Origin of the sequence: Labrys sedimenti (assembly GCF_034424805.1) — a bacterium.
In the GTDB taxonomy this organism is placed as follows: Bacteria; Pseudomonadota; Alphaproteobacteria; order Rhizobiales; family Labraceae; genus Labrys; species Labrys sedimenti.
Genome location: NZ_JAXOUF010000013.1, coordinates 72,551 through 85,340, shown reverse-complemented (window position 1 = coordinate 85,340; position 12,790 = coordinate 72,551). Strand labels below are relative to the sequence as shown.

Annotated in this window: 12 protein-coding genes and 1 tRNA gene; 8 read left to right on the top strand and 5 right to left on the bottom strand. The window is 59.6% G+C overall.

The features are described 5' to 3' along the window. The first annotated feature begins 2 nt into the window (after positions 1 to 2). The 4 genes from U1R88_RS26620 to U1R88_RS26610 all read left to right on the top strand — a co-directional run bounded on the left by U1R88_RS26620 (position 3) and on the right by U1R88_RS26610 (position 5,148). Positions 3 to 524, top strand: coding sequence for a hypothetical protein (locus U1R88_RS26620; protein WP_068298072.1), 522 nt, complete (start codon positions 3 to 5; stop codon positions 522 to 524). A 315-nt stretch (positions 525 to 839) separates the two neighbouring features. Beyond that, on the top strand, positions 840 to 3,155 hold the full coding sequence (locus U1R88_RS26615) for a hypothetical protein (protein ID WP_322433974.1): 2,316 nt from the start codon (positions 840 to 842) through the stop codon (positions 3,153 to 3,155). 1 nt (position 3,156) lies between these two features. Then, entirely contained in the window at positions 3,157 to 3,957 is an 801-nt protein-coding gene (locus U1R88_RS35720) for a glycine-rich domain-containing protein (protein WP_425545486.1), read from the top strand. Positions 3,958 to 4,488: 531 nt separating this feature from the next. Further along, positions 4,489 to 5,148: a NeuD/PglB/VioB family sugar acetyltransferase gene (locus U1R88_RS26610; protein ID WP_322433973.1), complete on the top strand. Its 660-nt coding sequence runs from the start codon at positions 4,489 to 4,491 to the stop codon at positions 5,146 to 5,148. Here U1R88_RS26610 and U1R88_RS26605 read toward each other — a convergent pair. Beyond that, entirely contained in the window at positions 5,120 to 5,968 is an 849-nt protein-coding gene (locus U1R88_RS26605; RefSeq protein ID WP_322433972.1) for a glycosyltransferase family 2 protein, read from the bottom strand. The two genes, U1R88_RS26610 and U1R88_RS26605, sit on opposite strands and share 29 nt — an antisense overlap. 127 nt (positions 5,969 to 6,095) lie before the next feature. Here U1R88_RS26605 and U1R88_RS26600 point away from each other — a divergent pair, with 127 nt between their 5' ends. The 4 genes from U1R88_RS26600 (at position 6,096) to U1R88_RS26585 (ending at position 8,535) form a co-directional block, all read left to right on the top strand. After that, positions 6,096 to 6,899: a glycoside hydrolase family 108 protein gene (locus tag U1R88_RS26600; RefSeq protein ID WP_322433971.1), complete on the top strand. Its 804-nt coding sequence runs from the start codon at positions 6,096 to 6,098 to the stop codon at positions 6,897 to 6,899. Beyond that, entirely contained in the window at positions 6,896 to 7,165 is a 270-nt protein-coding gene (locus tag U1R88_RS26595; protein WP_322433970.1) for a hypothetical protein, read from the top strand. The genes U1R88_RS26600 and U1R88_RS26595 overlap by 4 nt, the downstream gene beginning before the upstream one ends. 144 nt (positions 7,166 to 7,309) lie before the next feature. Then, a complete protein-coding gene (locus tag U1R88_RS26590; protein WP_322433969.1) occupies positions 7,310 to 7,600 on the top strand; it encodes a hypothetical protein in 291 nt (96 codons plus the stop codon). A 74-nt stretch (positions 7,601 to 7,674) separates the two neighbouring features. After that, a complete protein-coding gene (locus tag U1R88_RS26585) occupies positions 7,675 to 8,535 on the top strand; it encodes a glycosyltransferase family 2 protein (RefSeq protein WP_322433968.1) in 861 nt (286 codons plus the stop codon). Positions 8,536 to 8,601: 66 nt separating this feature from the next. Here U1R88_RS26585 and U1R88_RS26580 read toward each other — a convergent pair. The 4 genes from U1R88_RS26580 to U1R88_RS26565 form a co-directional block, all read right to left on the bottom strand. Further along, positions 8,602 to 8,678, bottom strand: a tRNA-Arg gene (locus U1R88_RS26580). A 144-nt stretch (positions 8,679 to 8,822) separates the two neighbouring features. Further along, positions 8,823 to 9,521 (bottom strand): DUF2461 domain-containing protein, encoded by a 699-nt coding sequence (locus U1R88_RS26575; RefSeq protein ID WP_322433967.1) that lies wholly within the window; start codon positions 9,519 to 9,521, stop codon positions 8,823 to 8,825. A gap of 117 nt (positions 9,522 to 9,638) precedes the next feature. After that, the gene (locus U1R88_RS26570; protein WP_322433966.1) at positions 9,639 to 11,651 is read right to left on the bottom strand and encodes an ASKHA domain-containing protein; all 2,013 of its coding nucleotides are present in this window, start codon (positions 11,649 to 11,651) and stop codon (positions 9,639 to 9,641) included. 207 nt (positions 11,652 to 11,858) lie between these two features. Next, the gene (locus U1R88_RS26565; protein ID WP_068299579.1) at positions 11,859 to 12,764 is read right to left on the bottom strand and encodes a methyltetrahydrofolate cobalamin methyltransferase; all 906 of its coding nucleotides are present in this window, start codon (positions 12,762 to 12,764) and stop codon (positions 11,859 to 11,861) included. Positions 12,765 to 12,790: the final 26 nt, after the last annotated feature.

The window sequence follows — 12,790 nt, the reverse complement described above, 5'->3', positions numbered from 1 at the left end:
TCATGTGCCCACCGCTTTTTGCAGCCATTGGAGCCGGACTGGCTTCCGCGGCCTCCGCCGCCGGCTCCGCCATATCCGGCATCGGCCTCGGCACGGCGGCCTCGATCGCCGGCACCGGCCTGTCGGCTATCGGCGCCATCCAGCAAGGCAACGCCGCCAAGGCCCAGTCGGACGCCCAGGCCGAGGCCTATCGCCGCCAGGCCCAGATCGAGACGATGACCGGCGAGTACCAGGCCGGCCGCAAGCAGGACCAGGTGGATAGCACCATCGGCACGCAAACCGCACTCACAGGCGGCTCCGGCGTCAACCTCGACGGCTCGCCTTCCGATGTCATCGGCTCCACCGCCAGCGAGGGCGCGCTCGACGTCGCCGCCATTCGCTGGAACGCCAGGAACCAGGCCAATAACCTGAACTACCAGGCCAGGCTCGCCAACATCGCCGGCCGGAATGCCCAGACCGGCGGCTATCTCAATGCGACCGGGAGCCTGTTCGGCGGGCTGGGGCGGCTAGGAAAAACAGCTTAACCGCGCCAACGAAGCCGACCTCGTCATCCCCATAGATGGCTGCCGTCGCCCGAACGATCGGAAGGCAGAGTTTCACGACTCTGCACACGACAATGGCAACACGGCCTTGCGCACTCAGGGCGCCAGCGAGCCTCGCCTGATCCCACCTTAGGCGTGCCCGAGCTTCGCAAATATCGGCCGCACGGAGCGGTGCCGGGGATCGGCCCGCCGGTTTCGCCTCTCGCCGAGAGGTATTCCCCTTCTTGCGCTCCCCAACTCCACCTCCGCCCCCAAAGCCCCGCCTCGAAGGCAGCATTCCGTTTGCCGGAGCCCCACATGACCATTCCAAGCTATGACAACCGCCGTTCCTATGCGGGCGACGGCAGCACGACCACTTTCGCCTTCCCTCCCCCCTTTACCGTCAACACGGATCTGGTGGTGCAGGTTCGGGCGGCAGACGGGACGACTGCCATCAAAACGCTCGGCGTGGATTATGTGGTCACCGGCGCCGGCTCTCCCGCCGGCGGCAATGTAACCATGACGGCTGCGCCGGAAACGGGCGCGACACTGATCATCTACCGGGACGTGCCGCTCACCCAATCAGTCGACCTGCAGGACGGCGGCCCTTTGCCGGCAAATACGATCAATCGTGCACTCGACCGTATCACCATGTGGGGCCAGCGCCTAAAGGAGCAAGTCGTTGACTTGGGCGCTCTGGCCAGCCAGGTGGCGGCAGGCTTGATGTCTCCGGCAGACAAGACGAAGCTCGATGGCATCCAGCCAGGTGCCCAGGTCAATATCGTGACCTCTGTTGCCGGCAAGACCGGCGCCGTGACACTGGTCAAGAGCGACGTCGCCCTCGGTAACGTCGACAATACCGGCGACCTCAACAAGCCGATTTCTACGGCAACGCAGACTGCCCTCAACGCGAAAGCGAATACCTCCGCTCTGGCGGCTGTGGCCTTCTCGGGCGCCAAGGCTGATGTGGGCCTTGGCAATGTCGAGAACACGTCGGACGCTAATAAGCCGGTATCGGCGGCGCAGGCGGCAGCCGATGCGACAACACTGAACAGCGCGAAGACCTACACCGACAGCAAAGCGAACAAGGCCAGCGTCGGTCTGGCAAACGTGGACAACACCTCCGATCTCAACAAACCGGTCAGCAATGCAACACAAGCTGCTCTGGATCTGAAAGCGAATATTTCGTCCCTCGGCACGGCAGCGTTCCAGCCGTCAACGGCATTCGCCACGGCAGCTCAGGGAGCCAAGGCAGACACCGCCCTACAAGGCTTACAGGCGGGCCTGAATATCGAGATCGACAATACCGACCCGCTACGTCCAAAGGTCACGGCAGTTGGCTCTGCTGTTGGCGGTGATGTCGCCGGCCCCGCTGGTGGGGTCGTCTCGAACGAGGTGGTACTTTTCGACGGCACCACAGGAAAGCTGATCAAGGGTGGCGGTGTTCAATCGGCCAATGTGGCCAAGGTCAATGTTGCGCAGACTTGGACCGCGACACAAGATTTCTCGGGCACGATCACCAAGGTCAAATCACTCACGGCAGGCGTCAACTTACCCGGCGATGACCAGGCGGCCAGTACTAAATATCTCTATGACTTCTTTGTTTATTTGAATGCCAATGGTGCGATCGTTCCGCAAAACAGCCCCATTCTGACCGGCAATCCAACGGCTCCTACGCCTGCGGCGGGCAGTAACGATACCAGCATTGCTACGTCGGCTTTTGTGCAGGGAGAAATCAACACTCGACCAAGACTGAAAACCTACTCAGCAAACGCAACATTTTCACCCTCTGATACGCACTCCATTATTCGCCTTGAGGGCGGAACTGCCTACAATCTACCGGACAACAGCGCGTCTCCCAAGTCGATCGAATATGCGATTTTCAATGCGACCAACGTTGCGATCACCATCACAGCGGCATCCGGCAATTATCTCTACACCAGGGATGGCATTTCCAGCTCGGGTGGAGCCTACACACTCGCCCCCTACGGAGCAATTCTGGTCAATGCCGCCAGTTGGGATTGGTATATCCTCGAAAACAAACGGATACCTGGCATTCCTGTCTCCTACACGATCGGTGATTTGATTTATGCCGATAGCGCCGCCACTCTGGCCGCATTGGCCAGTGTGGCAGGCGGCAATGTTCTGCGCTCCGGTGGCATCGGTAGCGCTCCTTCATGGGGCAAGGTCGGCCTGACAACCCATGTCAGCGGCACTCTGCCGGTTGCCAATGGCGGCACCGGGACAACCACGCTGGCAACGACGGCTAACGTCCAGTCCGGCGCGGCCTTCATACCGACGATGGATGTCGTACTTTCCGCAATGGGATGGGCAGTTCTGGCCGATAGCGCGACGATCGCCATCGACCATGCCGGAGGCGTAAACCGTACAGTCACCATTGCTGGCAACCGAACCATCTCGAACCCGACCAACGCCAAGCCGGGATGGCCGCTCAATATCGAGGTAGCCCAGGACAGCACGGGCAACCGCACGCTGTCATGGGGAGCGAACTTCTCCTTCGGCGCGGGGGGCGCTCCCGCCCTCTCGACGACGGCTGGCGCCGCTGATCTCGTTTGCTTCGTCTGCCGTGGGGCGAACAAGTTTGTCTACACCGGCATTGTCAGGGGGATTTGATATGTTGCCGGGTCTCGCAACTATTGTTCCACGTTCCTATGTCAATAAGCGCGTATATCTGGCCACTCCAGGCGCAGGTACATGGACAGTTCCATACGACTGGCAGTCGAACGGCAGCAGGATTGAGTGTATTGGCGGAGGAGGCGCTGGCGCTCGTGCCAGCAACTCATATGGCGGTGGGGGCGGGGGCGGGGCCTATTCTCGTATCGAAAACCTTAATCTAACCGCTGGTGCGCTTATAGATTTCTCCGTGGGCACAGGAGGAGTTGCCACGTCGTCAGGTAACATTGCCGGTGCTGGTGGCGATACCTGTTTCGGAGCAACCACGGTCGCTGCATCAACGGTTGGGGCCAGGGGCGGTATGGGTGGCGGGGCCTCTGCAAACAGCGCCCAGGCTGGTTCGGGTGGCGATGCAGCTCTTGGTTTAGGTACAGTTAAGTACAGCGGTGGTAGTGGCTCTAGCGGCGCAAACCCATATTCAGGCGCTGGTGGTGGCGCTGCTGGCGTCAATGGTGCAGGTAACAACGGCGCGTCCGGTGTGGGCGGGTCAGGTGACGCAGGTTTCGGCGGGGTAGGCGGCGCGACAGGTTCGACTCCTGGTACAGGCGGTAATGGAGCTGAATGGGACGCCACTCACGGTTCTGGTGGTGGGGCTGGCGGATACAATGCGCCAATCAACGCCGTTGGCGCAAATGGTGGCGTTTATGGCGGCGGCGGCGGTGGCGCCCGCTCAGCCGGAACGTTCTCAGGTGGCAACGGCGGCAGCGGCCTTATCGTCATCACATATCAGGGAGTTATATAATGCACATTCGGTTTTGATATTCTTCAAACCTGTGCCAGTGATGCTCGCAATGATATCCTATATCACTCTACATTGATGAACTGTAGGGTGCTGGCGAACTTGCCTCAAACAGACTTGCGGTTCCAGCTCCGTTAGAAGTTTCACCTGAAAAGGTGACCGTTGGCCCTTCCAGATACAGGGCCTCCCTCGTCGGTGAAGCATCATCACCGAACATGACCGTGAAGATGCTCCGCCGTCTCCATTCTCGCAATAATTTTCAAGGCAGATATCTGGCAGCGGGCTACTGAGACAAGCTGCCACTATCGACACTCAGTTAAACACCCAGCCTGCCCATTTGCGCCGAATGTGGCAGGGCATCCAGACGCCATCAATCGATGACGAAACCTATCCCGTCATACCTGCAGCCTCGGAATAGGTCTTCGGCACGGTTGGGGGCTATCAAGTCTTCCGAGTCCATTGCCTCGATTTCCAACTAGCGCAAGGGGATAACCACTGTTATCGTATTCAGGAAACAGAGAACTTACAGATTCGATGACCGAAATCGTTTTGTGGGGCGGTACCGGGCATGCCCGTGTACTTCGTGAGTTGCTAAGCCATCTCGGCATTGCGGTAACTGCGGTCATCGACAACCGTGAAATCGCGCCTCCTTTTGCTGGCGTTGAAACTCTCCGCGGAATTGGGGGCCTTGAGACATGGCTAGCTCGGCGATCCGACGGGCCCGGCACTCTCAGCTATGCCCTGGCGATTGGCGGCGGCTACGGACGGGATCGCCTAGCTATCGCGAGGGATCTCGATGCCCTCGGGCTCAAGCACGCCTCGCTAGTACACCCAACCGCAATGGTTGCGTCTGATGCGGTTCTCTCAGAGGGTTCGCAAGTTCTGATCGGAACGGTGGTGGCAACGTGCGTTCGAGTAGGTGCGTGCTCGATCATCAACAGCCGTGCCAGTATCGACCACGATTGCATCATCGGCAACGGAGTCCACATCGGCCCTGGGGCAACGCTATGTGGTCAGATCGAAGTCGGTGATGGCGTGTTCGTCGGAGCTGGCGCTACGATCCTGCCGCGTATTAAAATCGGCCCCGATGCTACTGTTGGCGCAGGTGCCGTGGTGACCAAGGACGTGCCACCAGGAGTAACCGTTGTAGGGGTACCCGCTAGGTTCAATAGCGAAACAGCGTGCGTTTTATGATCTTCTTCATCGGATAGACCCTCTTGCCAACATAGAAGTGGTTGGCGGTCTTGATCGCCAGTTTCGTGAATGGATCGAAGGCGCGCTCATCGACCATAGCGTTACAGCATTTCAGGAATTCACGTCGTAGCTCCAAAAGTTCCGGAATAGGCTGCCGTTGACCGGTTCGAGGGCCGTGTGCCTTAGGAGTCACTCTCTGTATAAATTTTGTATCTGGCGCTGCGGTGACCTGCTGATCGAGAAGCAAAGAATAGAGAGTCAGATGATCCGAGGCCCAGGCATACGGAAATTCCGTCCAGACCCTACCAATTAGAAATTGCAGGGTTTTTGTTCTCCAGATCCCATAATACCATCCGGCGTGCGAGCCAAACATCAGTTTCAGGATTGCTGAAAGCCCACGTTCGATTGGGATGGCCGGGACGTAGTCCCTAGTTGGCCGTCCGTTCGGGCGCTCGAACTGAATTGTTCCTGTCGCCAGCGCAGCAGAAGGCGCTCGCTTCAGCGCCGCAACGAGTTTTTCAATATAGTCGAGTGACGAGACATCATCGTGTGCCCGCCACATAAAAAATGGCGATTTCGCCTGCTCAAGCGGGGTAATGAAATTCTTTACGGCACCTATATTCTCAGACCTACGGGTATATCTAATACGACTGTCAAGCGCAGCAAAACGCTTTGCAATTGCCTCGGTCTCGTCCGTCGACGCGTTGTCGAAAAGCAGTATCTCGAAATCCGAAAAAGTCTGATTAACCAGGCAATCCAGACATTCCACCAGTTGGTCCTGTCCGTTGTAGACCGGGATGCCAATCGTAACCTCTGCCACGCCTTACTAGCTCCTTGGAATCTAGAGAACTCTTTACAGCGCAGAGGCAGGGACAACCAAGTGAATTTCTATCGCTGAACTGAACGCAGGCGCCGTCTGGGGTGCCTTTCTTTTTTGGAGCAAGCACATGAGCGACACCCTCGCCCAAACCATCAAGCTCGTCTTTGGCTCCGAAGGCGGCTATGCGAACCATCCGCGCGATCCGGGTGGCGCCACGAAATATGGGATTACGGCAGCCACCCTGGGCGCTGCGCGCCGGCTTGGCCGCAAAGCCACGCCGGACGAGGTCAAGCGTCTGACGCTGGCGGAGGCGGCCGGGATCCTGGACAGGCAGTATGCGCAACCCTTACGCTATCGGGAACTGCCGGCCGGCCTGGACTATGCCTTGTTCGACTATGCCGTGAATTCCGGCCCGGCCCAGGCCGTGAAGACGCTCCAGCGCCTTCTCGCCGTCGAGGCCGACGGCATTCTGGGCGTGAAGACGCTTGAGGCGATCCGCAGGCATGAGGTGACAGACCTCATCGACGAACTACAGGATGCGCGCCTGCGGTTCCTGCGCGGCCTCAAGACCTGGCCGACCTTCGGCAAAGGCTGGAGCGCCCGCACGACCCATGTGCGGGAAACCGCTCTCCTTATGGCCAATGGAGTCGCCACCGCTATTCCTCCGCCGCCAATCGGCCTGGAGACCGCCACGCCAGCAGATGCCAGGGTCTCCTCGACCGTCATCGGCAAGGGTACCATTGCGGCCACGATCGGCACGGCCAGTGCCACGATCGGCGCGGCCAAGGATGCATTGCAGCCGATTACCGGCAATGGCGGCGTGGTCGATGTCATCTTCGCCCTGCTGGTCGCCGGCGGCAGCGTCGCAGCGATCGCGGGCCTTGCCATCATCGCCTATCGGCAGGCGAAATATCGCGAGGTAGCAATATGATCGCCACCGCCCTCACCCTGTTCCGCGTCATCCCCGGCCGCGGCTGGTTGACCATCGCAGCAATCGCCGCTGCGTTGGCCGGTGCCCTCTACTTCCGCCAGCACTTCATCAACCAGGGCGCCATTGACGCCGCCGCCAAGATCGAAAGGGCGAACGATGCAGCCAAAGATCGTTTCAACGATGCGAGCGACCAGGTCAATCGCTGTTATGCCGCTGGCGGCGATTGGGATCGCTTTGAGCGGGTGTGCAAGCGTTCCGGTGGATAGACCGTGCGGCGTCATCACCGATAGCTTGCGGGACGTGCAGGCCACTTCGCGCGATGGCAACCGCCGCCTCGCGGTCCATTACGAGGGCGGCAGAGCGGCGGGGTGCTGGTCATGACCATGCCAAGCGAGACGGAACATTGGGCCGTGGACAAAAAAATTCCCGTTGCTCTGGTGATCACACTCCTGGTCCAGACGGCGGGCGTCGTCTGGTGGTCGAGCCAGCTCAACAGCCGCGTCACCGTCATGGAGGAGCGCAGCTTCAAGCTCGAGCTCGAAATCGGCAAGCTGAAAGACAGCAGCTCCGATGCCCGCGAACGTTTCGCCAAGGCAGAGACCACGATGCAGGCCTTCGTCGAGACCACCCGGCGCATCGAGGCCAAACTCGATCGCCTCATCGATGACAAGCAGCCCGGCCGGGCATCCGGATCGCCCTAGGAGACTCTTTTTGCGTTTCGACAAATTTTAGGCTTAAACCGCTCCAACGCAAATTCCTGAATGGTTTAGATATAATGGCTAAGGTTTCCATCGGAGTGCCGGTTTACAATGGTTCTCCTTATATACGCGCCAGTCTTCAAAATCTGGCAAATCAGACCTTCCAGGATTTTGAAGTCATTATATCGGACAATTCCTCAGAGGATGATACCCCTGAGATTTGTCGTGAGTTTTGTGAAAAAGACTCTCGATTTCGATACATTCGCCAATCTGAAAATATCGGAATGGTCAGAAATTTTGAATTTGTGCTGAGGGAATCAAAATCTGAATATTTCTGTTGGCGATCATATGATGATTATGCAGATCTTGATTACATCGAATTCTTAACAAAAATTCTGGACAATACTCCGCAAGCGACTCTCGCAGTGTCGGAGTCTGTTTGGTATGACTTCGAAAATAACTATGAAAAAACATTTAAGGTTAATTCAACCATCGGAGACGCACGAATATCTTCGTTAAAAAAATTACTAATAAGATGCGCCGGTCCGTGGTTTTATGGACTCTATCGAAGAGAAAAACTCATACCGCATTGGGAATACGTTAGAGATAACATCGGATTTCATGGACACAATAGCGATATTATTACGATTGCAAAACTAGTGGTGGACGAAGCCGTAGTCGCACAATCTGGAAGTAAGGTACACCTGCAAAGATTCATATCTCGTGATCTCGGTGAAAACTATCACAGCATCGAAAATAGAGTAAAATCTCTTAAATTGGCGCGAGATCACCTTCTGCCTTCGCTGAAAAAAGTACGCGCTAATCCAATCGACAGATTGATACTATATGTTCTGTTTGTTCGATTCATCGACAAGAAGATTGTTCGAATCAAACCATTACTTAAAGATATCATCAAAAGAAAATTCAACAGACGGTAACGCTAAATTAAAAACTGCGTCTATGGGTGCTCGCATAAGGTGCGCCATCGATTTTAGTGGAAAGAATGGCGTCCCGGAAGGGATTCGAACCCCTGACCTACGGTTTAGGAAACCGTTGCTCTATCCTGCTGAGCTACCGGGACAGCCTGGGCGCCACGAAAACCCGTTCGCACGGAAAAGGTCAAGCCCTTTCCGTGTCATTCGGTCTTATTTGTGCTCGAAGAGAGCCCGATCAGGGCGTCCAGGGCGAAGGCAGGCCGCCCGCGACCGAGTCTCTCGCCGACCTTTCAACCGCGTTCCGGCCCCAGTACCGCCAGGGCCGACCAGCCGAAATCGAGCAGCGGCAAAGCGTCTTCGACCAAGCCCGTGCAGGCATCGACGAGCTCGGGGGTGCGGATCAGCGCGTCCGACAGAGGCCTCTTCACCACGATCGATTTCAACTTCAGGGCGGCGACGAGGTCGGCATCCTCGATGCCTGCGGCTTCGCGCGGCGGACGCTTGAGGCTCCATTGCGGATCGAAGGTGAGCCCGGCGGCGGCAAGCTTTGCGCTCATCGCACGGAAACGCTCGGGAGCGGTGATGATCGCCTGGCGGAAGGCCGCAAGCTGCTTGGGCTCGAGGTCATAGAAGCCGACAGCGGCAAAACATCCCTCAGGCGAGATGTGGATATAGGTGAGGCCCGGGTCGTTCTTGGCCCCCGAGCGGGTCATCACCGCACCGGCATGGGTCTTGTAGGGGCGCTTGTCCTTGGCGAAGCGCACATCGCGATGGATACGAAAGAGCGCGCTCCTTGGCGTGCCGCGCATCGGCAACCCCTTGGCGATGCAGGCGGCATTGACGGCCTCGATCAGGGCCGAAAAGGGTGCCAGTACATCGCTGTCATAAAGGCCGCGATTCTCCTGGAACCAGTCGCGATTCATGTGGAATTCGAGCGCCTTGAAGAAGGGCAGCGCCTTCTCGCCAAAGCCGGTGAAGGAAGCGGGCATGGGCAATCCTTGGAGTCCTGACATCATCCCTTCCTATCGTGGAAGGGATGATGTTTCCAAGAGAGGAGCGGACATCGCGATAACACGGCATGTCGCAATGTCCGCGTTCCCTGCTGGTCAGCCCCGTCGGCGTCGCCTCTCTCGGCCACCGCCGCCCTCGCCTTCACCACTACCGCCGCGCTTGAAGGTGACGCCCAGCGCCGCCTCCAGATGGGGGAACGGGTCGGATTTGTGCGGGATCGCCATCGCGCCGACGAAATGGGCCTGGAAGGAGGGCTCGATCGCCGTCTCCACCTTCTCGATGCGCCGCACCACGTCCTCGATCTCCGTACGGGCCGAGGCGTTGAGCAAAGCGATGCGGGCGCCGGTACCAGCGGCGTTGCCGGCAGAGCCGACCTTGTCGAGCTCGCAATCGGGCACCAGGCCGAGGATCATGGCGTGCTTGACGTCAATATGGCTGCCGAAGGCGCCGGCCAGCGTGATACGGTCGACCGCGGTGATGCCGTAACGGTCCATCAGGAGGCGTACGCCAGCATAGAGCGCGGCCTTGCCGAGCTGGATCGCACGCACGTCATTCTGGGTGATGGCGATGCGTGGCTCGCCCTCACGGATGAGATATTTGAAGGTGCGCCCATCTTCCTCGACACGCGGCGAGCGGGCCGCCATGGCGCCGTCGACGACACCGTCCGGCGTGATCAGGCCCGCCAACAGCATCTCGGCGATCGTCTCGATAATGCCCGAGCCGCAGATACCGGTGACGCCGGTGCGAACCACCGCCTTGTCGAAGCCCGGCTCGTCCGACCACAGATCCGAGCCGATCACCTTGTAGCGCGGCTCCAGCGTGACGGGATCGATGCGCACGCGCTCGATGGCGCCAGGCGCAGCGCGCTGGCCCGAGGAGATCTGGCCGCCCTCGAAGGCAGGACCAGTGGGCGAGGAACAGGCGAGCAGGCGCTCGCGATTGCCCAGCACGATCTCGGCATTGGTGCCGACATCAACCACCAGCGACACTTCCGGCCTCAGATAGGGCCCTTCCGAAAGCACCACGCCGGCGGTATCGGCACCGACATGACCGGCAATGCAGGGCAGCACATAGACATAGGCGCCGCTGGAGAGCGGCAGGTTGAGATGGGCCGCCCGCGTCTGGTACGCACCGTCGATGGTGAGCGCGAAGGGAGCACCGCCGAGTTCGGTCGGGTCCAGGCCGAGGAAGAGATGATGCATGATCGGGTTGGCGACCACGGTCATCTCAAGAATGTCATTGGAATTGAGGCCGACTTCCTTGGTGACGGACACGGCCAGCTCGGCGATCGCCTCGCGCACCGCCGTGGTCAGCTCGACATCACCGCCCGGATTCATCATCACATAGGAGACGCGGCTCATCACGTCCTCGCCGAAGCGGATCTGCGGGTTCATGACGCCGGAGGAGGCCAGTACCTCGCCGCTGGCAAGATCGCACAGATGCGCGGCGATGGTGGTGGAGCCGATGTCGACGGCCAGGCCCACCCCCTGCTCGTGCAGGCCAGGCCAGATGCCGACGATCTCGCGCTTGTGCCGGATTGCCACCGTCACCGACCACTGGCCCTGGCGCAGAGACCATTGCAGAAGGCGCAGCGATTCCAGGGGGGCCGTGATGTCCTTGAGCCCCCATTGCTGTTCCAGCGCTTCCTGCAGGCGGCGGAAATCCGAGGAAGGCTCGTGCATGTCGGGCTCGCGCACCTCGACATAATGCAACGCCACCACCGGCTCGATGGCGATGTCGCGGATCGCCGCGCTCTTGCGCACGACCTGGCGATGGACCTGACTGTCGGGCGGCACGTCGATGACAACGTCGCTGCACAATTTGGCCTGGCAGCCGAGCCGACGGCCCTCGGCGAGCGGGCCACGCTTGGAAACGTAGCGCTCCTCTACCGCGTTCCATTCGGTGACGTGGTCGGATGCCGAGGTGATGCCGAGCTTGGGGAACTTGCCGTCACCAACCTCGACCTGGCAGCGCCCGCAAATGCCGCGCCCGCCGCAGACCGAATCGAGGTCAACACCGAGCTTGCGCGCCGCCTCAAGAACGGACGTGCCCTCGGGAAACCGGCCACGTTTGCCGGAGGGTGCAAAAAAGACGAGCGGATTGGTCATCGGCGGGGCCTTGAATGTCTGCCGCGACGGCCGATCATCCTTCTACCCTGCGGGAGAAGGCGGCCGAGCGAAGCGAGGTCGGATGAGGGGAGCTTCGCGACCTTCTAGTCTTGCTTTTCGTCTCTTGGCAACTAACCGATAGGCGCGTCCACCCCTCATCCGCCCCTATCGGGGCACCCTCTCCCCTTGCGGGAGAGGGTATAGTCTTTAACCGCGCGCGCGGCGGCGCTCGCGACGGCCTGCACCAGCGCCTTCCGCGGCTTCCGGCTGCGGCTCCCGGAACTTCTTGATCCAGCTCATGCAGTTGGGGTCATGGCCCATCACGACGTCAGCGCCGAGAATGGCCTGGATGTCCTCCAGATGCAGCGGGTTCATGATCGCCGAGGTCATGCCGGCACCGATCATCATCGGCAGGAAGGAGGCATTGAGGCCGCGGCGGTTCGGCAGGCCGAAGGAGAAGTTGGAGGCCCCGCAGGTGGTGTTGACCTTCAGCTCGGTCTGCAGGCGGCGCAACAGATGCATCAGCTTACGGCCGGCATCGTTGATGGCGCCCACCGGCATCACCAGCGGGTCGACCACGATATCCTCGCGCGGGATGCCATAATCGGCGGCACGCTCGACGATCTTCTTGGCGACCTCATAGCGCACGTCGGGATCTTCGGAGATACCGGTCTCGTCGTTCGAAATGGCAACGACGGCTGCATTGTATTTCTTCACCAGCGGCAATACGCGTTCGAGGCGCTCTTCCTCGCCGGTGACGGAATTAACCAGCGGCTTGCCCTTGTAGACGGAAAGGCCGGCTTCCAGCGCTTCCACGATAGACGAGTCGATCGAGAGCGGCACCGGCACGGTGTCCTGCACCAGCTTGACGCATTCGGCCAGGATCTTCGGCTCATCGGCAAGCGGGATGCCCGCATTCACGTCCAACATCTGAGCGCCGGCCTCGACCTGCGCGATCGCGTCGGAGACGACACGCGAATAGTCGCCGGCCGCCATCTCCGCGGCGAGCAGCTTGCGGCCCGTCGGGTTGATGCGTTCGCCGATCATGACGAAGCGCTTGTCGAAGCCCAGCACGACCTTTTGCTTTTCCGAAGTAATAACCGTTTCGGTCATGGTCTTTCCGTTCCGCCTTGGAGAGA